This window comes from Phytopseudomonas daroniae (genome assembly GCF_004327275.1).
GTDB classification, from domain to species: domain Bacteria; phylum Pseudomonadota; class Gammaproteobacteria; order Pseudomonadales; family Pseudomonadaceae; genus Aquipseudomonas; species Aquipseudomonas daroniae.
The window spans coordinates 629,358-650,009 of the sequence record NZ_QJUJ01000001.1 but is presented as its reverse complement, the minus strand read 5'-3'; the positions used below and the strand labels follow the sequence as shown (position 1 = coordinate 650,009).

15 protein-coding genes and 1 riboswitch are annotated in these 20,652 nt (G+C 63.0%); of the genes, 7 read left to right on the top strand and 8 right to left on the bottom strand.

Features of this window, described 5'->3' with window-relative positions:
• Positions 1–109: 109 nt before the first annotated feature.
• Positions 110–1,693: a peptide chain release factor 3 gene (locus DNK10_RS03105; RefSeq protein WP_131190534.1), complete on the bottom strand. Its 1,584-nt coding sequence runs from the start codon at positions 1,691–1,693 to the stop codon at positions 110–112.
• Between the two features lie 175 nt (positions 1,694–1,868).
• Here DNK10_RS03105 and DNK10_RS03100 point away from each other — a divergent pair, with 175 nt between their 5' ends.
• The 5 genes from DNK10_RS03100 to DNK10_RS03080 all read left to right on the top strand — a co-directional run bounded on the left by DNK10_RS03100 (position 1,869) and on the right by DNK10_RS03080 (position 5,835).
• Entirely contained in the window at positions 1,869–2,306 is a 438-nt protein-coding gene (locus DNK10_RS03100; RefSeq protein ID WP_165495937.1) for a DUF192 domain-containing protein, read from the top strand.
• 598 nt (positions 2,307–2,904) lie between these two features.
• Entirely contained in the window at positions 2,905–3,522 is a 618-nt protein-coding gene (gene ribA, locus DNK10_RS03095; RefSeq protein ID WP_131190532.1) for a GTP cyclohydrolase II, read from the top strand.
• Complete coding sequence (locus DNK10_RS03090; protein WP_131179509.1) at positions 3,519–3,932, top strand: MFS transporter; 414 nt, start codon at positions 3,519–3,521, stop codon at positions 3,930–3,932. Before ribA ends, DNK10_RS03090 begins: the two co-directional genes overlap by 4 nt.
• Complete coding sequence (locus DNK10_RS03085; RefSeq protein WP_131190531.1) at positions 3,932–4,729, top strand: cobalamin-binding protein; 798 nt, start codon at positions 3,932–3,934, stop codon at positions 4,727–4,729. The genes DNK10_RS03090 and DNK10_RS03085 overlap by 1 nt, the downstream gene beginning before the upstream one ends.
• A gap of 95 nt (positions 4,730–4,824) precedes the next feature.
• Positions 4,825–5,835 (top strand): AI-2E family transporter, encoded by a 1,011-nt coding sequence (locus tag DNK10_RS03080; protein WP_131179507.1) that lies wholly within the window; start codon positions 4,825–4,827, stop codon positions 5,833–5,835.
• Between the two features lie 269 nt (positions 5,836–6,104).
• Here the strand turns inward: DNK10_RS03080 and DNK10_RS03075 are convergent, their stop codons facing one another.
• The 4 genes from DNK10_RS03075 to DNK10_RS03060 all read right to left on the bottom strand — a co-directional run bounded on the left by DNK10_RS03075 (position 6,105) and on the right by DNK10_RS03060 (position 11,468).
• On the bottom strand, positions 6,105–7,958 hold the full coding sequence (locus DNK10_RS03075; RefSeq protein WP_131190530.1) for a TonB-dependent receptor domain-containing protein: 1,854 nt from the start codon (positions 7,956–7,958) through the stop codon (positions 6,105–6,107).
• A 93-nt stretch (positions 7,959–8,051) separates the two neighbouring features.
• A riboswitch (cobalamin riboswitch) is annotated at positions 8,052–8,262 on the bottom strand.
• A gap of 42 nt (positions 8,263–8,304) precedes the next feature.
• The gene (dxs, locus tag DNK10_RS03070) at positions 8,305–10,215 is read right to left on the bottom strand and encodes a 1-deoxy-D-xylulose-5-phosphate synthase (RefSeq protein WP_131190529.1); all 1,911 of its coding nucleotides are present in this window, start codon (positions 10,213–10,215) and stop codon (positions 8,305–8,307) included.
• A 126-nt stretch (positions 10,216–10,341) separates the two neighbouring features.
• On the bottom strand, positions 10,342–11,229 hold the full coding sequence (gene ispA, locus DNK10_RS03065) for a (2E,6E)-farnesyl diphosphate synthase (RefSeq protein WP_131179504.1): 888 nt from the start codon (positions 11,227–11,229) through the stop codon (positions 10,342–10,344).
• Positions 11,226–11,468 (bottom strand): exodeoxyribonuclease VII small subunit, encoded by a 243-nt coding sequence (locus DNK10_RS03060; RefSeq protein ID WP_131179503.1) that lies wholly within the window; start codon positions 11,466–11,468, stop codon positions 11,226–11,228. The genes ispA and DNK10_RS03060 overlap by 4 nt, the downstream gene beginning before the upstream one ends.
• Positions 11,469–11,835: 367 nt before the next feature.
• Between DNK10_RS03060 and DNK10_RS03055 the strand changes: the two genes are divergently transcribed.
• Positions 11,836–13,773 (top strand): DNA topoisomerase III, encoded by a 1,938-nt coding sequence (locus tag DNK10_RS03055; RefSeq protein WP_131190528.1) that lies wholly within the window; start codon positions 11,836–11,838, stop codon positions 13,771–13,773.
• Between the two features lie 1,022 nt (positions 13,774–14,795).
• The gene (locus DNK10_RS03050) at positions 14,796–16,208 is read left to right on the top strand and encodes an amino acid permease (RefSeq protein WP_131190527.1); all 1,413 of its coding nucleotides are present in this window, start codon (positions 14,796–14,798) and stop codon (positions 16,206–16,208) included.
• A 108-nt stretch (positions 16,209–16,316) separates the two neighbouring features.
• Here the strand turns inward: DNK10_RS03050 and DNK10_RS03045 are convergent, their stop codons facing one another.
• The 3 genes from DNK10_RS03045 to DNK10_RS03035 are packed head-to-tail and all read right to left on the bottom strand — an operon-like array spanning position 16,317 to position 20,471.
• Complete coding sequence (locus DNK10_RS03045) at positions 16,317–17,648, bottom strand: OprD family porin (protein WP_131190526.1); 1,332 nt, start codon at positions 17,646–17,648, stop codon at positions 16,317–16,319.
• Positions 17,649–17,704: 56 nt separating this feature from the next.
• Positions 17,705–19,252, bottom strand: a complete 1,548-nt coding sequence (locus tag DNK10_RS03040; RefSeq protein ID WP_131190525.1) for an MFS transporter — start codon at positions 19,250–19,252, stop codon at positions 17,705–17,707.
• Between the two features lie 10 nt (positions 19,253–19,262).
• Entirely contained in the window at positions 19,263–20,471 is a 1,209-nt protein-coding gene (locus DNK10_RS03035) for an aspartate transaminase (protein ID WP_131190524.1), read from the bottom strand.
• Positions 20,472–20,652 lie beyond the last annotated feature (181 nt).

Sequence of the window (20,652 nt, the reverse complement as noted above, 5' to 3'; positions counted from 1 at the left end):
CCAGAACGCCTCGCCTTCGTGCGGGGCGTTCTGCTGTTTGAGGGGGCGGTGGTGCCGCTTTCTTGCGGCGGATTACGCCTTCGGCTAATACGCCCTACGGTTTTGGGTATCAATGATGCTCGCGAGTCGCGCGGAATTTCACGTCCGGCCAGCGCTCTTCCATCAGGCTCAGGTTGACGCGGGTCGGAGCCAGGTAGGTGAGGTGGCCGCCGCCATCCAGAGCGAGGTTTTCCACGGCTTTGTTGGAGAATTCTTCCAGCTTCTTCTTGTCGCTGCATTCGATCCAGCGAGCTGACCAGACGGTGATCGGCTCGTAGCCGCACTCGACCTTGTATTCCTCTTTCAGGCGGCTGGCGACCACATCGAACTGCAGCACACCGACGGCGCCGAGGATGATGTCGTTGCTGCGCTCGGGGAAGAACACCTGGGTGGCGCCTTCTTCGGCGAGCTGCTGCAGGCCCTGGCGCAGTTGCTTGGATTTGAGTGGATCCTTCAGGCGCACGCGGCGGAACAGTTCCGGGGCGAAGTGCGGGATGCCGGTGAAGCCCAGCGCTTCGCCTTCGGTGAAGGTGTCGCCGATCTGGATGGTGCCGTGGTTATGCAGGCCGATAATGTCGCCAGCCCAGGCTTCTTCCAACTGCTCACGTTCGCTGGAGAAGAAGGTCAGGGCATCGCCGATGCGTATGTCCTTGCCGGTGCGCACGTGGCGCATCTTCATGCCTTTCTCGTACTTGCCCGAGCAGATGCGCATGAAGGCGATGCGGTCGCGGTGCTTGGGATCCATGTTCGCCTGGATCTTGAACACGAAGCCGGTGAACTTCTCTTCCACCGGTTGCACGGTACGTTCGTTGGCGACACGGGCCAGCGGGCGAGGTGCCCAGTCGACCACGGCATCGAGCACATGGTCGACACCGAAGTTGCCCAGTGCGGTGCCGAAGAACACCGGGGTCAGTTGACCGCTGAGGAACTCTTCCTGGTCGAACGCGTGGCAGGCGCCCTGCACCAGCTCCAGTTGCTCGACGAATCGATCGTATTCGTCACCCAGGTGGGCGCGAGCCTCAAAGGAATCGAGTTTCTCGATGATCTTGGTTGCGGTGCGCTCGTGGCCATGGCCCGGCGTGTAGACGATGATGGTGTCGTCGGCCAGGTGGTAAACGCCTTTGAAGTCGCGGTAGCAACCGATCGGCCAGGTGATCGGCGCAGCCTTGATCTTCAGTACGGCCTCGATTTCGTCGAGCAGTTCGATCGGGTCGCGGATGTCGCGATCCAGCTTGTTGATGAAGCTGACGATCGGCGTGTCGCGCAGGCGGCAGACGTCCATCAGGGCGATGGTACGCGGCTCGACGCCTTTACCACCGTCGAGCACCATCAATGCCGAGTCCACCGCGGTCAGGGTGCGGTAGGTGTCTTCGGAGAAGTCTTCGTGACCGGGGGTGTCGAGCAGGTTGACCATGTGCTCGCGGTAGGGGAACTGCATCACCGAGGTGGTGATGGAAATCCCGCGCTGCTTCTCCATTTCCATCCAGTCGGAGGTCGCGTGGCGATCCGATTTACGCGACTTGACCGTACCGGCCACGGCAATTGCCTGCCCCATCAGCAGCAGCTTTTCGGTGATGGTGGTTTTACCGGCGTCGGGGTGCGAGATGATGGCGAAAGTACGGCGCTTGGCGACTTCGGCGGCCTGAATGGTCATGGATGCGTGCCTGCTTGAAAGCGTTGGCGGGCCTGTGAGCCCGGAAAAATGCGCGATTATAGCGGTAAATGCAGGGACGCTGGGGCGTCTCCTGTCAGGCGCTGATCGTATCGGCAGTGCCGAAAACGGGCGCTTGTCGGTAGGATCACCTTTTTTCTCAGGTTCGAGGTTACCCATGGCACCTTGGGTTCTGCGCTGCATCCTGGTCGGCGGCCTGGGGCTCGCTTCCTCTGCAGCCCTGGCGCAATTGTCCGAGTGCAGGGTCGGCTTTCCCAATGGCGAGACATTGGATCTGCCGCTCGCCGCCAGCGCCGAGGCGCGTGCGGTGGGGTTGTCCGGGCGGGACGATATCGGCAGCGGCATGCTCTTCGCCTGGCCGGAGGAGGGGATGCGCGAGCTGTGGATGAAGAATACGCGTGTGGCGCTTTCGGCAGCTTTTATCGATGCTGGCGGCGTGGTGCGCAAGGTGGTCGATATGCAGCCCTACAGCCTGCAGCGACACGGCTCGAAGGAGCCGGTGCGTTACATCATCGAGGTGGGGAAAGGCGATTTCGGCGCACTTGGCGTGGCGGTTGGAAGCCGTGTCGGGATCGATTGCGCTGCGCGCCGATAATTCGCTGTCAGGCTAGTGTAGCGTCACACATCAAATGTCGTATCCGAGCGATTGGGCTGGGTGGTCGCTCAAAGGCGGGAGCGGACGCTCACCCCGTAGGGTGGATGACGCTCTTTTCATCCACCATTGCGATTGCAGAGCGGTGGACGGGTGAAGCGTCGTCCACCCTACGACAGGCCGCTTGCGCCACATAGCTGCCATCCCACATTACGATACCCCGTTCGCCGCCTCGGGCACATCGACCACCCTGGCCGACATATGACCGTTGTCGCGACACTAGGGTCTGTTGCCGTTTCACGCATGGCCGGCCCTGCTGGTTGCGCGGGAAATCTCGCCATGCGTCGTTGGAGGACTTGGCAAGGGAAAACGCGGACGGCTAGTCCATTCCCTGCGTCCTCCGCCTAGCGGATCGCCGCCCGGCCTGGCGAGATTTCTCGCTGCAACGCGGCTCGCGTTGAAACGGCAACAGACCCTAGGCAGCGCATGAGCCGGACGCTCGATCCTTTTGATCGGTAATTCGGCTGACGCGGGTATTGGCGCTGCTGTTACACTATCACCCCTCGCAAATCCGCATCCTTTCCGATACCAGGAGCATCCGGTGCCTGTCGTGTTCGTCGCCGCCTCCCAACTGCCGACCCCGTTCGGCGTGTTCACCATGCATGGCTTTCTCGAGGAGGCCACCGGCAAAGAGCATGTCGCTCTGACCTTCGGTAACGTGGCTGATGGCGAGCCGGTGCTGGGTCGCTTGCATTCCGAATGCCTGACCGGCGATGCGTTGTTCAGCCTGCGCTGTGATTGCGGCTTCCAGCTTGAAGGCGCGCTACGGGCCATCTCCGAAGCCGGCCGGGGCGTGTTGCTCTACCTGCGTCAGGAAGGTCGCGGCATCGGCCTGCTCAACAAGATCCGTGCGTACGAACTGCAGGATGGTGGCGCCGATACCGTCGAAGCCAACGAGCGCCTGGGCTTCGGTGCGGACATGCGCGACTACGCGATCTGTCTACCAATGCTGCAGCATCTGGGTATCTCTTCGCTCAAGCTGATGACCAACAACCCGCGCAAGGTCAAGGCGCTGGGCGACATGGGCATCCCCGTGGCCAATCGTGTGCCGCTGCAGCTTGGGCAGAACCCGCACAACAGCAAATACCTGGCGACCAAAGCCGGCAAGCTCGGGCATATGCTCGGCAAGCTGCACCAGGGCGAGGTCGAGCGGCCTTGACCCGCGCCGCGGTCAAGCGCCGGTTGGCCCTGCTCTGGTGGCGGCAACTGGCACTGACCCTGGCTCCGCTGCTGCTGATCAACTTCGTTTTCGGGGCTGGTCGCCAACCTGGCGTGCTGGCCATGCCGCTGTTCGTCGCAGGGCTGGCCTCGCTGTTCGTCAGCCTGCCGCTATTCGGCGCTTACAAGCGTGCGCTGTTTGCCACCGTCAAGGCGCTGGATACGGCTGACGAGCCTGCTGCCTGGCTGACGTTGGCCGAGCGCCGACGTGCGGCCTTTCTTGGCGCCGGGCTGCCGGCCTGGATCGCCGCCCTGGCGGTATTCGCAGGTCTGGAAGCCGTGCCGCTGGTGTTGCTGGCGCTCGCCAGTGTCGTGCTGCTTTACCTCTATCGAATTCCCAGGCAGCTCTGATGCTGCGCGCTTTACTCGCGTTATTGATGTTGCAGGTGACGGTGTTGTCGGCCGCCGAGCGTGTGGTCAGCCTCGCGCCTTCGTTGAGCGAAATCGTCCTCGAGCTGGATTCCGCCGACCTCCTGGTCGGTGTGCTCGACGGCGGCGAACGCCCAGCAGCACTGGCTCATCTACCTTCAGTCGGGCGTTACGGGCAGTTGGAGATGGAAACCCTGCTGGCCCTGCAACCTGACCTTGTGCTGCTGTGGCCGGGCAGTGTCAGTGCCACTCAGCGCGAGCAACTGCAACGCTTCGGTATTCCTCTGCTGGTGCTGGAACCCCATTCGCTGCACGAACTGGCTCACCAGTTCGTGCAGATCGGCGAGCATCTTGGCCGGGCAGAGGTGGGGCAGCGCCTGCATGAGCGTTTCGTGGCCGGGCTGGATGAGCTGCGTGATCGTTATCGCCGCGAGCGGCCCGTGCCGGTGTTCTATCAGGTGTGGGATGCGCCGTTGTATACCGTGGGTGGCGGGCAGATCATCAGCGATGCCTTGCAGGTTTGCGGTGCGCGCAATGTATTTGCCGATCTGCATTTGCCGGCCCCGCAGGTGAGTGTCGAGGCCGTACTGCAGCGCGACCCTGCGGTGATCATCGCAGGCGACATCAGGCAACTGCAGGCCTGGCGCCGCTGGCCACAGCTCACGGCGGTGCAGCGCGAGCAATTGTGGGGGTTACCGGACAAAGGCCTGGAGCGCGCGAGCTTCCAGATGCTCGATGCGACCGCCAAACTCTGCGAGCTGTTGGCACCCGCTCGGTGATGGCGGTCGCACCGCCTACTGCCGACATGCGATGACGCTGGTAAAGCGCGCTGGCAACTGGCAGATTGGATGCCTTCCCGTTTGTTGCAGATGTTATGAAAGCCCCTGTCTCCCCTTGGTTTTCCCCCGCCAGCGCATTGATCGTTGGCGCCGCGCTACTATTGGTCTTCCCGTTGAAACTGCTGCCGAGTCTGCTGGCCGGTTTGCTGGTGTTCGAACTGGTCAACCGTCTGGCTCGCCCGATGCAACGGATGTTCGCCGGGCATCTCGGGCGCTTGCTGGCTGTCGGTCTGCTCAGCGTGCTGGTGATCGCCGTGCTCGGTCTGGTGTTCGCCGGTAGCTTCTCGCTGGTGATACACGAGCTGAACAACCCGGGGCGGCTGATGGGCAAGTTGTTCGAGGTGATCGACCGTGCCCGCGCCCAGTTGCCGGAGGTGCTGGTGGCCTACCTGCCGGCCAGCGTCGACGACATCCGCATCGCACTGCACGATTGGCTGCGCGGCCATATCAGCGAGCTGCAACTGCTGGGCAAGGGGGCCGTGCACATGTTCGTCACGGTGCTGATCGGCATGATCCTCGGTGCGGTCATTGCCCTGCAGAACGTGCCGGAACCGGGTGAGCTCAAGCCATTGGCCGGTGCCTTGTTGACGCGTGTCGGGCATTTCGTCGAGGCCTTCCGCAACGTGGTGTTCGCGCAGATCAAGATTTCCCTGCTCAATACCGCCTTTACCAGCATTTTCCTGATTGGCGTGTTGCCGCTGTTCGGTGTGCACTTGCCACTGACCAAGACGCTGATCCTGATCACTTTCGTGGCGGGGCTGCTGCCAGTGGTTGGCAACCTGATCTCCAATACGGCGATCTTCGTGGTGGGGTTGTCGATGTCGATCTGGGTGGCGATCGGTGCGCTGGCCTATCTGATCGTCATCCACAAGGTCGAATACTTCCTCAACGCACGCATCGTCGGTGGGCAGATCAAGGCGCGTGCCTGGGAGCTGTTGCTGGTCATGCTGGTGTTCGAAGCGGCGTTCGGCATCGCCGGGCTGGTCGCTGCGCCGGTGTACTACGCCTACCTCAAGAGCGAGCTCAAAGCCCAGGGCTGGGTGTGAGCATGTCGATTGCCTGACTCAGAGCCTGTTCACGATCTTTCGACGAGATTCCACGTGCAAGGACAGCAAAAAGACGCAAGCGGACGCTCACCCCGTAGGGTGGATCGGGGCGCGTAGCTGACGCTCTTTTCATCCACCATTACGATTGCAGAGCGGTGGACGGGTAAAGCGTCGTCCACCCTACGACAGGCCGCTTGCGCCTTATTGCCGCCGATCTATAGGGATACGGGTTCCTGTTTGCCAGGTGCACAAAGATCGTGAACAGACTCTCAGAACGCTGGCGTCCAGGTCAGCGATAGCAGGGCTGTACGGCCCTCCTCACGATACTCGCTGTAATTCGTCACCGGCCAGCTTCCATAACTGTACTGCGTACGGCTGTAACGCTTGTCCAGCAGGTTATCCACCTTCAGGCCGAGTGCCAGTTCTGGCGTGGCCTGCCAACTGCTGCGCAGGCCGAGCAGGCCGTGGCCGGCGATCTCACGCTCATTGGCGGCATCGTCGTAAGTACGGCTGACTGCCTGCCAGGTCGCGCCGAACGACCAGTCGCCAAACTGGCGATCCACATCCAGGCTCAGGGTACGTTTGGCGCGGCGATCGAGTTGCTTGCCCGTGGTGCGATCACGTGGGTCGATCACGCTCAGGCCGAGAGCCGTCTGCCAGCCGAGCAGCTCGTGTTGCAGGCTGCTCTCGAAGCCGTTGATGCGCGCCTTGTCTACGTTTTCGGCAGGCCAGCCATTGATCGCATCGCGCAGGTCGGTGCGGTAGACCGAGGCCTGCAACGTAGTGCGCTCGGCCAGTTGGCTGCGCCACTGCAGTTCGTAGGACTTGGACGTCTCCGGCTGCAGATCCGGATTGCCGCCGTCCGGCCAGTACAGGTCATTGAAGGTTGGCGCGCGAAAGCCTTCGGCGTAGGAGAGGATCAGTTCGTTGCGCGCATCCAGCTTGTAGCCCAGCGCGCCGCTGAAGGTATTGGCGCTGCCGAACTGCTGGTTCTTCTCGTGGCGCAGGCCGAGCTCGGTGAAGAACACTTCGCCGCGGTAGCTGTGCTGAGCGAGCAGCGCATGGTTCCAGCGGCTGTCCTGCGCATGGTCAGTGTTGCTGTTGAGTTGTTCCTGATAGCTTTCTGCACCGACGAGCAGGCTGTTGCCATTGCCCAAATCGAGTGTGTTGAGCCAGGCCAGGCTGTCACGGTAGGTGCTGAACGGGCTGCTGTCGGGAACATCGTCAAAACGCTCGGCGGAGCGGTTCTCGCTGTGGCCCAGTTCCACGCGGCTTTTCCAGTTCGGCAGCAACTGGGCGCTGACGAAGCCCGAGTAGCTGGTGAGCTGGTAGTCGGCATAGGGGTAGGCGCCATCCCAACCCAGGTCATATTCGCTCTCGCCACGTTGATCCAGCACACTGAAACCGGCCTCCAGCTCGTTGCTGAAACGATGGCTGAGGCTGGCGCTGAAAGCGTTGTTGCGATAGGCGTCGCGGTCATGATCCGGCGCCACTCGGGCATAGGTGCGGTTGATGCCGCGCGTGTCATCGGCACTCATGCTGAGGTTGAAGCGGGTGTCTGCGTTGCCGCCGGAGAGGCCGAGACTGCGCTCCCAGGTGTGGTTCGTGCCATAACCGATACGCAGGCGCGGATTGAGCCCCTCGCCAGTGGCCCGACGGGTGAAGATCTGCACCACGCCGCCGATCGCGTCGGCACCATGGATCGCCGAGCGTGAACCGCGTAGTACCTCGACGCGCTCGATCTGTTCGATATTCAGGTATTCCAGTGGGGAGATACCGGCGGACGCCGAGCCGATGCGCTGACCGTCGACCAGTACCAGGCTCTGCGCCGATTTGGTGCCACGGATGTACAGGCCGCTGTTGCTGCCTCTGCCACCGCTACGGGTGACCTGTACGCCGGGAGCGCGGGCCAGCAGATCGAGCACGCTGCTGGGCTGCAAGCGGTCGATATCTTCGCGGGTGAATACCGTGCTGGCGGTACTGCTCTGCTCGCGTGGCTGTACCTCGCGATTGCTGGTGATGACGGTTTCCGAGAGCTTCAGGGCGTCGTCGTAACTGGTGGCCTGGGCCAAAGCCAGGCCGGGAGCCAGAGACGTCGCAAGGATCAGGCGGGACAATTTCACATGTATTTCCTCAAAGGTCGGCAGACTTTCGAGGAGGGCAGAAGCAAGCGCGGCGCAGAAGGCCGTCGCTTGACGGTGATGCCCTCCGCAACACCAGTCGAATCCTGCGAGGCCGGTCTCCGGGCTCTCGACTCAGTCACTCGCCTTCCCGGGAAACCCAGTGGCTGTTGAGCGGCTGTGCAGTACTGCAGTCGATTACCGTTGCGGGGGCAGCGCCGGGATGACTCGCTGGGCGAGGGCACCGGCTTCCCGTTTAACGCCCGACGGCTGATCGTCAGGGCGCACCTTGCAGGATATGAACGCCGCGTACCTTAGTGTGCGCCTGAGTGAATTACAAGCAAGCACCTCAGTCTTTGCTTGAATTTTTCTCAAGAATAGCGAGGCGTTTACGCACGGCCGCTTCGATCCCCGCTTCATCCAGGCCACACTCGGCGAGCATCTGTTCGGGCCTGGCGTGCTCGACATAATTGTCGGGCAGGCCCAGGTGCAGCATCGGTTTGAGCGCGCCACTCTGGGCGAGGAATTCGCTGACGGCGCTGCCGGCGCCGCCCATCACGCTGTTTTCCTCGATGCTCACCAGCAGCTCATGGCTGGCGGCCAGTTCGCTGATCAGGGCTTCGTCCAGGGGCTTGACGAAGCGCATGTCGACCACCGTGGCGTTCAGCGTTTCGCCGACGCGCAGGGCCTCGGCCAGTTGCACGCCGAACACCAGCAGGGCGACGCCGCTGCCCTGGCGACGGATCACGCCTTTACCAATCGGCAGAGCGCTCAGTGCGCGGTCAATCGGCGCATTCGGGCCGCTGCCACGCGGGTAGCGCACCGCTGCCGGGCCGGCGAACTGGTAGCCGGTGGTGAGCATGTGGTGCAGTTCGTTCTCGTCGCTCGGCGTCATGATCAGCATGCCGGGAATGCAACGCAGGTAGGAGAGGTCGAAGCTGCCGGCGTGAGTGGGGCCGTCTTCACCGACCAGGCCGGCGCGGTCGATGGCGAACAGCACGTCGAGGTTCTGCACGGCCACGTCGTGGATCAGTTGATCATAGGCGCGCTGCAGAAACGTCGAGTAGATCGCCACCACCGGCTTGGCGCCTTCACAGGCCATGCCGGCGGCGAGCGTCACCGCGTGTTGTTCGGCGATGGCCACGTCGAAGTAGCGATCCCCGTGGCGCTCGCTGAAGGTCACCAGGTCGGAGCCCTCCTTCATGGCCGGGGTGATGGCCATCAGGCGCTCGTCGCTCGCCGCCATATCGCACAGCCACTGACCGAACACGCTGGAGTACTTCGGCCCGGACGGCTTTTTCGCTTTGGCTGGTGCGTTGATCGGCTCCAGTTTGGTGATCGCGTGGTAGACGATCGGGTCGACCTCGGCGGGCGCGAAGCCCTTGCCCTTCTTGGTGACCACGTGGAGGAACTGCAGGCCTTCCAGGTCGCGCATGTTGCGCAGGGTGGCCAGCAGGGTCGGCAGATCATGGCCGTCGATGGGGCCGATGTAGTTCCAGCCCAGCTCTTCGAACAGCGTGCCGGAGACCAGCATACCTTTGGCGTGCTCTTCGGTCTTGCGGGCGATTTCCCAGGCGCCGGGCAGCTTGGACAGCACTTTCTTGCTGCCTTCGCGCATGTTGGCGTAGGTGCGGCTGGAGAGGATCTTGGCCAGGTAGTTGGACAGGCCGCCGACATTCTTGGAGATCGACATGTCGTTGTCGTTGAGCACCACCAGCATGTTGGCCTTGACGTCTGCCGCATGGTTGAGCGCTTCGAACGCCATGCCGGCAGTCAGGGCGCCGTCGCCGATCACGGCAACCGATTTGCGCTTGCTGCCCTGGCGCTGGGCAGCGATGGCCATGCCCAGTGCGGCGCTGATCGAGGTGCTGGAGTGACCGACGCCAAAGGTGTCGTACTCACTTTCCGAACGACGCGGAAAGGCGGCGATGCCGTCCTTCTGGCGCAGGCTGCTCATGCGCTCGCGGCGGCCGGTGAGGATCTTGTGCGGATAGGCCTGATGGCCGACGTCCCACACCAGGCGGTCGTCCGGGGTATCGAAGACGTAGTGCAGGGCGATGGTCAGTTCGATCACCCCGAGGCCTGCGCCGAAATGCCCGCCGGTCTGACCGACCGTGTAGAGCAGGTACTGGCGCAATTCGTCCGCCAGGGTCTCCAGCTCGGCCTCGCCGAGGCGGCGCAGCTCATCCGGCGTGTTGGCGCGGTCGAGCAGCGGCGTCAGCGGGCGTTCGCGGGGAATCTCGTGGAAAGTCGTCGGCATCAGGCGAGTCGTTATAAGAATTCAAAGAATGGGGCAGTTTACCTGATGCGACGATCCGAGCCCAAGCAGGGCAAGAGCGCGGATCGCCGCAGCGGTCGTGGCAGATGAGACAGCGAGGGCGTGACTTCAGTTGCGCCTTTCGACGATATAGCGAGCCAGTTCGCGCAGTGGCTCGGCGGCGCTGTCGAACGGGTGCAGCGCCTGCAGGGCCTGGTCGCGCAGTTCGCAGGCATAGTGCTTCGCCGCCTCCAGGCCGAGCAGGGCCGGGTAGGTGGGTTTGTCGTTCGCCTGATCCTTGCCCTGGGTCTTGCCCAGGGTGGCGGTATCGCTTTCGACGTCGAGGATGTCGTCCTGCACCTGGAAGGCCAGGCCGATGACGCGAGCGTAGGTGCTCAGGGCCGTCAGCGTGCGTTCATCGGCCCGGCCGCTGGCCAGGGCGCCGAGGCACACGCTGGCTTCGATCAGCGCACCGGTCTTGTGACGGTGCATGACCTCCAGGGCTTGCTGTTGCAGTTGCTGGCCGACCGAGCCGAGGTCGATGGCCTGACCGCCAACCATGCCCGCCGGGCCTGCGGCGTTGGCCAATGCGCTGAACATGGCCAGGCGAACATCGGCGCTCTGCGGGTTGCGCTGCTCGTCGGCCAGCACCGCGAAAGCCAGGCTCTGCAGGCCGTCGCCGGCGAGGATCGCCGTCGCCTCGTCGAAGGCCTTGTGGGTGGTCGGCTGCCCGCGGCGCAGGTCGTCATCGTCCATGGCCGGCAGGTCGTCGTGTACCAGGGAGTAAGCGTGGATCAGCTCCACCGCGCAGGCCGCACCATCGGCTTGCCGGATATCCCCACCCAGGGCTTCGCAGGCGGCGTAGGCGAGTAGCGGGCGAATGCGTTTGCCGCCGTTGAACACGCTGTAGCGCATGGCCGCATAGAGGCGCTCGAGCTCGGTACGCGGTGCTGCGAACAGCAGCTCCAGAGCCGCGTCGACCTGCTTCTGGCAGCGGGCCTGGTACGTGGTGATCATATCGGTTCGTCCGTTTCGAACGGCGCCGCTTCCAGTTCGCCATCGCGCTCCAGGAGGATCTGTACTTTCTGCTCGGCCTGGGTCAGCGACGCCTGGCAGTCACGGGTCAGGCGGATGCCCTGTTCGAAGGCGCTCAGCGACTCCTCCAGCGACAGTTCGCCGTTCTCCAGGCGTTCGACCAGGGTTTGCAGGTCGGTGAGGGACTGCTCGAAATCGAGCGAGGCTTTCTTACGGGCCATGGCGGGAATTCTCAGGCGGGGTTCGCGGTTCGGCGCGACATTAGGATTTGTTCTCGATTCAGCACCAGCCGCGTTGCGGCGAAAAAACTCGCCAACACGGCAGGCAGGCCAAGAGCAGTGCGTGGCGAGATTTTACGCGCAACCCTCCGGGTCGGGCTCATTTTGTCGCGAATGCCGCGTTGCTCGCCACTCATTTGGCGCAACCAGACTTCGCGGCTCGCGATAAAGCGCGCTCTGGCATCGTCATGCTCAATCGGGAGCAGACCCTAGCAGAGCCCCTGCCTATGGGCAAATCAGTGCGGGCGTAGCTGGATTGTATGGATATACAGTATTCTGGCGCCTGTTCATTCGAGCGTGCCGATGTCTCATGCGTCTGTTTCTCTGCGAAAAGCCCTCTCAAGCCAAGGATATCGCCAGTGTGCTCGGTGCCACACGGCGTGGCGATGGCTGCTGGCTGGGCAACGGGGTGACGGTTACCTGGTGCATCGGCCATCTCCTGGAAACCGCGCCGCCGGATGCCTACGACGCGCGCTACAAACGCTGGGTGCTGGACGACCTGCCCATCGTGCCGCAGCAGTGGAAGATGCGCGTAAAACCCAAGACCGCCGCGCAGTTCAAGGCGGTCAAGCGGCTGCTGGGTGAGGCCGCGGAGTTGGTGATCGCCACCGACGCGGATCGTGAGGGCGAGATGATCGCTCGCGAGTTGCTCGACCACTGCCGCTACCGCGGGCCCATCCAGCGCCTGTGGCTGTCGGCGCTGGACGATACCTCGATCCGCAAGGCACTGGCTGCGCTCAAGCCGGGCGCGATGACCTACAACCTCTATCAGTCGGCGCTCGGTCGTTCGCGGGCCGACTGGTTGATCGGTATGAACATGAGCCGGCTGTTCACCCTGCTTGGCCGCAAGTCCGGTTATCAGGGCGTGCTGCCGGTCGGGCGCGTGCAGACGCCGACCCTGCGCCTGGTGGTGGATCGTGATCGTAGTATCGCGGCCTTCGTGCCGGTGCCGTTCTGGGCCATCGACGTAGGACTCGACGGCAACGGCACGCGATTCACCGCGCAATGGCGAGCGCCCGAAGCGCAGTGCGACGAGCAGGGCCGTTGCCTGCGTCAGGAGGTGGCGCAACGCGCCGCCGAAGATATTCAGGGCGCCGAGCAGGCCCTGCTACAGCACTTGAAGACCGAGCGCATGCGCGAAGCGCCGCCCTTGCTGTTCGATCTCGGCACCTTGCAGCAGGTCTGTTCGAAGAAGCTTGGCCTCGGCGCCCAGGAAACCCTGGATATCGCCCAGAAGCTCTACGAGACCGACAAACTGATCACCTACCCGCGCAGCGATTGCGGTTACCTGCCGCTGAGCCAGCATGCCGAGGCACCGGCGATCCTGTCGGCTTTGGGGCAGGCTGACCCGGGGCTGCGCGAGGTGCTCGGACATACTCAGGCGCAGCGCCGCTCGCGGGCCTGGAACGATGCCAAGGTCAGTGCGCACCACGGCATTATCCCAACCCTGGCCGCAGGCGGGCTGGCGCGCCTGAGTGGTCGGCCGCGAGCGGTTTACGAGCTGATTCGCGCCCGCTATCTGGCGCAGTTTCTGCCCAACCACGAATACGACCGCACCCAGGCCGATTTCGACTGCGCCGGCCATAGCCTGCGCGCGGTCGGCAAACAGATCGTCGAGCCCGGCTGGAAGCGCGCCCTGCCGGAAGCCCTGGCGCCCGCCAAGGGGCGCGAAGCCCCAGCGCCCCAGGCACTACCGGCTCTGCACGAAGGGCAGCAGTGTCCGGTGCGTGAGGTGACCCTCAAGGATCTGCACACCCAGCCGCCCAAGCCATTCACCGAAGGCGACCTGATCCAGGCCATGAAGAACGTGGCGCGGCTGGTCGAGGATCCACGCCTGAAGCAGAAGCTCAAGGACACCACCGGGATCGGTACCGAAGCCACCCGCGCCGGCATCATCCAGGGGCTGCTCGACCGCGGCTACCTGATCAAGCAGGGCAAGACCCTGGCCGCCACCCCGGCGGCTTTCGGCCTGATCGATGCGGTGCCGCGGGCCATCGCCGATCCTGGCACCACGGCGATCTGGGAACAGGCGCTGGATATGGTGCAGAGCGGCGAGATGCCGCTGGAGGAGTTCGTCGCCAAGCAATCGGCCTGGATGGGCAAGCAGATCGAGCGCTGTCTCGGCCTGCAACTGACCATCAGCGGCCCCGCACCAGCAGGGCGTGCACCCTGGAAAGGCAAGCGCAAGGCGACAGCCCGCAAGGGCACGGCTGGCAAGCGTGGCCGCAAAACCCCGGCGAAGAGCTGAGTCGCGCTACAAGGCGGGAGTGGACGGTCGGTGACCCGCGTTGAACCATGGATCACGGCCTTCGGCCCCGGATTACGCCTGCGGCTAATCCAGGCTACGTTCGGCCACGACCTGTAGGTTGGATTAGCCCGTAGGATGGGTGAAACCCATCAATTTCCGATGGGTTTCACCCATCCTACGACCTACAAGGCGGGAGTGGACGTAGGGTGGATGACGCTCTTTTCATCCACCATTGCGATTGCAGAGCGGTGGACGGATCGGGCCGCGTAGGCAAGCGTCAGCTACGCGCCCCGATCCACCCTACGACCGGCCGCTTACGCTTTTTTGCGGTCGTAAATAATGAGGAGGTGTCCGCAGGGCCTGGGGCCATGAATCGTGAACCGATTCCAGGCCTCTCTGTTCAACGTGCGGCACTGTTGCCGTGTTCCTGGTTTGCAGGCCAGGCCGTTGGTCAATAGAACAGTCATCTGACGCTGTTTCCCTCGCTGCAATATCCACTGTTCGTCTCCACCTTTGGTCGATGCTTCGGCCCGAGGTCTTCCCAAAACTCATTTTTCCGTTACCATCCGGCGCGTTTGATTTTATGAACAGGTTTCATTCGCCTGCTCCGCGCTTGGGCTTACCCTTCCAGTCGTCGGATTTTCTAGTGGTAATCCCTCTAGAACGGTGCATAAGGCCTTATTGAAAATATGGGTTCAGCTCTCCTCGGGCTGAGCTGGTTGTGGAGTAAAACGAACATTCAAGCCGGTGTGCCTGGTGTTTCCCTGGCTACACCGCCGCTGCGGTAATGGCTCAGAACGTCACGCGAGTGATGCTGGGTCGTCCTCTGATTCAACCGGATGGATTTCGGCAAGGACTGTTGCCCGAGACCGGCCAGGGCGGATCCGGAAACGCTCATATGGCAAGCAGTCACGACAACGCCTGCGTGTGGCAGACCCGTTGCCGCGTTTCGTGCGTCGATCAGTCCGAGGACGGCCTGGCTTCAACTGTTTCCAGCAAGATCGATAAGAGGTAGTCCATCCATGGATGCTGTAGCAACCGACAAGGCAAAGCAGGAGCACGAGAGCAAGCTCAGTGCGTCATTGAAGTCCCGGCACCTGACCATGATGTCGATCGCCGGCGTGATCGGTGGCGCTCTGTTCGTCGGTTCCGGCAGCGTGATCCATAGCGCCGGCCCGGCAGCTGTACTGGCCTACCTGGCCGGCGGCATTCTGGTGGTGCTGATCATGCGCATGCTCGGCGAGATGGCGACTTCTTCGCCGGATACCGGCTCCTTTTCCACCTACGCCGAGCGCGCCATCGGCCGCTGGGCCGGCTTCACCATCGGCTGGCTGTACTGGTGGTTCTGGGTGATTCTCATGGCCTGGGAGGCCTACGTGGCGGGCACCATCCTCAATAGCTGGTTCCCCGAAGTCAGCGTCAACGTCTTCGTGCTGGCCACCACGCTGCTGCTGATCAGCATCAACTTCTTCAACGTCAAACACTACGGGGAGTTCGAGTTCTGGTTCGCGCTGATCAAGGTGGTGGCGATCATCTGCTTCCTGGTGGTCTGCAGCATGGCCGTGCTCAGCCTGTGGCCGACCGGCGAAGTGCGTGGCTTCGGCAACCTGACTGCTCAGGGCTTCATGCCCAATGGCATCGAAGCCGTGGTGGTGGCCATCCTCGGGGTGATGTTCGCCTTCCTCGGCGCCGAAATCGTCACCATTGCTGCCTCGGAAGCCAAGGATCCGTCGACGCAGATCGTCAAGGCGACCAATTCGGTGGTCTGGCGCGTGTGCCTGTTCTATATCGGCTCGATCTTTCTGATCGTCTGCCTGGTGCCGTGGAACGACCCGCTGATGGCTCAGTCGGGCTATGGCTCCTACCGCCGCACCCTGGAACTGCTGGGCATTCCGGGCGCCGAGCTGCTGATGAACTTCGTGGTGCTGACCTCGGTGAGCAGCTGCATGATCTCGGCGCACTACACCGCTTCGCGCATGCTGTTCTCGCTGTCCACCCGTGGTGATGCGCCGTCGTTCCTGAAAATCACTCGTGCGGGTACCGGTGTGCCGGTGTTCGCGATCATCGCCTCCTGCTCGGTGGCCATCTTCGTGGCGCTGATCAACTTCAGCGAAACCCTGCGCCCGAAAGACGTGCTCGACACGCTGATGAACACCACCGGCATGATCGCCCTGCTGGTCTACCTGGTGATCGCCTTCTCGCAACTGAAGATGCGCCGCAAGCTGGAAGCCGAGGGCAAGGACATCCGCCTGAAAATGTGGCTGTTCCCCTGGCTGACCTACCTGGTGATCGTCTTCATCGTCGGTTGCCTGGTGACCATGGCATTCGTCGAGGAGTACCAGGTACTGGTCATCTCCACCGGCGCGGCAGCGGCCGTCGTCGTGGCGTTGGGTCTCTGGGTTCACATGCGCGCGGCAAAGAGGCTGACACGCTGATTACTTCGGTGTGATCGGCAAGAGGACGCACTCGCAAGTGTTGAACACCGGCGGCTGACCTTCACGGGGCTTGGCAGCGGCTCTTGTAGCAGCTGCCAAGTGGGGGGCTTACAGGATATTGATCGGGTAGTTGATCAGGATCCGGTGCTCGTCCGCGTCACGCTGATTGCCCACGGTGGAGCGCAGTTGTGCATGACGAAGCTGGATGTTCAGGTTCTTCGCCGGGCCGGACTGTACGGTATAGGCGAGGGTCACGTTGCGCTCCCACTCCTTCTTGTCACCATCGACCGCCTTGATGTGCGAACCACTTTCGTACATGCCGACGAAGGTCAGGCCAGGCACGCCGACGTTAGCGAAGTCATAACCGTAGCGCACCTGCCAGGTGCGTTCACCGGCACGCTGGAACTTGCCGATCATCGACTCCGTCATGAAGTAGGCCGAAGAGCCGTCACCCTGGTTCAGCCACACGGCATCGCTGTCGCCGCTGACTACCTGGTAGCCGGCCGCAAAGGTGTGGCCCTGGATCAGGTAGGAGAACAGGGCGCTGCTCATGCGGCTGTCGACCTTGCCCTTGGTCACTCCATTGCCGTAATAGCCATTGGTGTAGAAGGCCGAGTCATGGCCGTTGGCACCATCGGAGCGGTTGTTGAAGTGGCGCAGGTCGCTACGCAGCGTGCCTTCGCCCAGTTTCAGATCGTACAGCAGGCCGACGAAGTGCTGTTTGTAGAAGTCTTCGAGGTTGCCGTAGTAGTACTGCAGGGTGAGGTTGTCGAGCGCCTTGTAGTCGACCCCGGCGTAATAGAACGTGTTGACGAACTCACCGGTTAGCGGATTGTTCGCGCCGGGAATCGACATGCCCATCTGATCGGTCGAGCCACGGCCCATGACATGCTCGAGCTGGCCGGCGGTGAAGGTGAATCCATCCAGATCCCTGGACTGGATCTGGCCGCCGCGGAAGGTCTGCTGCAGCATGCGATCAGTGGAGACCACCACTGGCAGCTTGGGGATCAGTGTGCCGTAGCGCAGTTCGGTTTCGGCGAAGCGCGCCTTCAGTGTGCCGCCCAGGCTGCCGAACTGATCGACCGCACGGCCGTCGCTGTCGGTGGGGAATACATTGCCGTTGAAGTTGATGCTGTCGGGGTTGTAGTGGCGGCCTTTGCCCGAGTCGAGGCGGATGCCCCATTGGCCGATGAGATCCACGCCGAAGCCGAGCGTGCCCTCGGTGAAGCCTGACTGCACGTTGAGCATGAAGCCCTGGCCCCACTCCTGGGTGTAGCTCGGATCTGCGCTGCCACTGCGGTTGTCCGCATTACTGAAGAAGTTACGGGCCAGGATGCTGGCCTTGGTGTCCTCCACGAAACCTGCCGCATGGCCCTGTTGCGCGATGAGCAGGCCACAAAGGCCTGTCGCTAGAATGGGGGTGCGATTGAAACGCTCCATCGTGTTCATCCTCTGGTTGTCATTGGGTGTTGTGAGAGGCAGTCAAATGTCGGCAGTCAAGGTTGTTGTTTTTCTGGAGCAACGGGAGGTCGCACGCGCGGTAACACCACCGGCGGCAAACGGTAAAGAATGAGCAGGGCCAGAACACCGAGGGCGGCGCAGAGCAGCAGGCCGACGCCGATCGACTGGGCAAGGGCGCTGCGCGCCAACATCAGCAATGGTGTCTGTGTGTCGCTGGCCGCGTGTTGCAACAGCACTTGAGGATTGGCGAATTGCGCCAGGGCATCCCCTTCACCTGCGGCGATCAGGCTGCGCTGCAAGGTACTGGCGTAGAGCAGCTTGACCAGCACGGCCATCATCGCTGTGCCGAGCAGGCCGCCGACCAGGCGCAATGACTGGGTAAGGGCGGTAGCGATGCCGAGGAACTGGTGTGCGGCGAGGGTCTGGGTGAACACCGTGAGGTTGAGCAGGATGAAACCCAGCCCCAGGCCGGCCAGCAGGATCAAGCCAAGCAGCAGGTTGAAACTGGCCGACAGGCCGACCCAGGCGAGCCCCAGGCACGCCACCAGCAGCGCGCAGAAACCAGCGAGCGGCAACAGGTTGGGATTGGCCATGCGGGTGACGATGCGACCGTTGATGATCGCTCCGAGGGTGATGCTCAGGGCCAGTGGTGTGATCAACAGGCCGGCGTCCTGTGGCGAGTAGCCATAACTGCCTTGCAGCAGTAGCGGCAGGTAATACAGCAGGGTGAACATGATCGCGCCGGCCAGCATCGACAGCACGAACAGCAGGCGCAGGCTCGGTTGTATGAAGAGTTCTTTCGGTAGCAGGGCGAAGCGACAGCGCCGTTCCCAGCGCCACAGGGCGAACGCGGCGCTGCAGAACAGCGCGCCGAGCAGCGAGCACAGCAGCAGGTCGGCCTGTTCCAGACGCTCGACGAACAGCTGCAGGCTGCCCAGCACCAGCACGATCAGCAGTGCACCGACCCAGTCGAGGTTCATCGCCCCGGCAGACTGCGGGCGATACCAGGGCAGAAAGCGCCAGGCGAAGAACAGCGCCAGAACCCCCAGGGGGATGTTCAGCCAGAACACCGAGCGCCAGCCGAACGCGCCGGTAAGGTAGCCGCCCAGACCCGGCCCGATGGCGTTGACCACACTGAACATGGCGCTGAGCAGGATCTGCCAGCGCAGGCGTTGGCGGGTATCGGGGAACAGCTCGGGCACGCAGGCGAACGCCGTGCCGATCAGCATGCCGCCGCCGATACCCTGCAGGATACGACCGATGACCAGTACCAGCATGCTGTCGGTCAGGGCGCAGACCAGCGAGGCCAGGGTGAAGATCAGGGTGGCGGCGAGCACGAAGGGCTTGCGGCCATAGTAGTCGCCAAGACGACCGAAGATCGGGATGGTGACGATGGAGGCGAGCAGATAGCCTGTGGCGACCCAGGCATAGAGGTCGAAGCCCTGCAGCTCGTTGACGATGCTTGGCAGCGCGTTACCGATCACGGTCTGATCGAGCGCCGACAGCATCAGCACCAGCGAGACACCGAGCATCGCCAGCAGCGCCTGCTTGAAGGTCATCGAAGGCTGGCTCGACATCGTCATGGCGCTGCGCTCAGCGCAACTCGGCCACGGCCGCCGCGATCCGCGCGCAGCCGGTTTCCAGGGTTTCGATGGCTGTGGCGGTGGACATGCGGAAGAACGGCGCCAGGCCATAGGCGGTACCGGCGACCACGGCGACGCCCTGGCTTTCCAGCAGGTACAGCACCACGTCGGTGTCGGCCTCCAGCACCTTGCCATCGGGCGTGCGCTTGCCGAGCAGGGCGCCGCAGTTGACGTAGAGGTAGAAGGCGCCCTCCGGCTTGATGCAGCTCAGGCCGTCGATGGCGTTGATCAATTCCAGGCAGTGATCGCGGCGTTGCTGATAGACCTTCACGCTTTCAGCGACGAAGCTCTGCTCGCCTTGCAGCGCGGCCACGGCGGCGGCCTGGCTGACCGAACAGGCATTGCTGGTGGACTGCGACTGCAGGGTAGCCATGGCACTGATGATGTCGGCCGGGCCGGCGGCGTAGCCGATGCGCCAGCCGGTCATGGCGTAGGTCTTGGAGACGCCGTTGATGATCAGTACCCGCTCGCGCAGGGCTGGCTCTACGCTGAGCAGGTGGCTGATGGGGCGCTCGTCGTAGCGGATGTGCTCGTAGATGTCGTCGGTCATCACCAGCACGTCGGGGTAGTCCAACAGCACATCGGCCAGCGCACGGTATTGCTCGGCACTGTAGGTGGCGCCGGTCGGGTTGCTCGGCGAGTTGAGCAGCAGCCAGCGGGTGCGTGGGGTGATCGCGTCGCGCAGTTGTGCAGCGGTGAGCTTGAACTGGTTTTCTTCCGGGCAGGGTAGCGTTACCGGCCGGCCGTCGCAGGCCAGAACCATGTCGGGATAGGAGACCCAGTAGGGCGCCGGGATCAGCACCTCGTCATCGACGCCCAGGGTCGCGGCCAGGGCGTTGAAGATCGCCGCCTTGGCGCCACTGGTCACCACCACCTGGCTGGCCGGATAGCTCAGGCCGTTCTCGCGCTGCAGCTTGGCGACGATGGCCTCGCGCAGGGCCGCGGTACCGGCGTTAAGCGTATAGCGCGTCTCGCCGTTTTCGATGGCCAGGCAGGCGGCCTGGCGAATGTGCTCGGGGGTGTCGAAGTCCGGCTCGCCGACCACCAGGTTGATGATGGATTTGCCCGCACGGCGCAGCTCGTTGGCGCGATCTGCGGCAGCGCTGCTGGGGGACGGTTTGATACGAAGCACGCGGGCAGCGATGCGGGATGCGGTCACGGGAATGATCCTCGGTTAGGGCCTTGACGAGGATTACGTTACGGCTCGGCCGCATGGGCACCATAAGATGAGTTCGTTCTGGTTTGATAGGAAGTGCTTATGGATAGAGCTCGATATGTTGCGCACCAATGTTGTGCGACAGCAAAGGCGTAGGCTCCAGAACAGGGATCGCCAGTCGCCG

Coding starts and splice junctions, on each gene's coding strand:
- dxs (WP_131190529.1), bottom strand. CDS start 10,215: ATGCCGACGACTTTCCACGAGATTCCCCGCGAACGCCCGCTGACGCCG.
- DNK10_RS03105 (WP_131190534.1), bottom strand. CDS start 1,693: ATGACCATTCAGGCCGCCGAAGTCGCCAAGCGCCGTACTTTCGCCATC.
- DNK10_RS03100 (WP_165495937.1), top strand. CDS start 1,869: ATGGCACCTTGGGTTCTGCGCTGCATCCTGGTCGGCGGCCTGGGGCTC.
- DNK10_RS03060 (WP_131179503.1), bottom strand. CDS start 11,468: ATGGCCCGTAAGAAAGCCTCGCTCGATTTCGAGCAGTCCCTCACCGAC.
- DNK10_RS03040 (WP_131190525.1), bottom strand. CDS start 19,252: ATGACGATGTCGAGCCAGCCTTCGATGACCTTCAAGCAGGCGCTGCTG.
- DNK10_RS03050 (WP_131190527.1), top strand. CDS start 14,796: ATGGATGCTGTAGCAACCGACAAGGCAAAGCAGGAGCACGAGAGCAAG.
- DNK10_RS03080 (WP_131179507.1), top strand. CDS start 4,825: ATGAAAGCCCCTGTCTCCCCTTGGTTTTCCCCCGCCAGCGCATTGATC.
- DNK10_RS03055 (WP_131190528.1), top strand. CDS start 11,836: ATGCGTCTGTTTCTCTGCGAAAAGCCCTCTCAAGCCAAGGATATCGCC.
- DNK10_RS03085 (WP_131190531.1), top strand. CDS start 3,932: ATGCTGCGCGCTTTACTCGCGTTATTGATGTTGCAGGTGACGGTGTTG.
- DNK10_RS03045 (WP_131190526.1), bottom strand. CDS start 17,648: ATGGAGCGTTTCAATCGCACCCCCATTCTAGCGACAGGCCTTTGTGGC.
- ispA (WP_131179504.1), bottom strand. CDS start 11,229: ATGATCACCACGTACCAGGCCCGCTGCCAGAAGCAGGTCGACGCGGCT.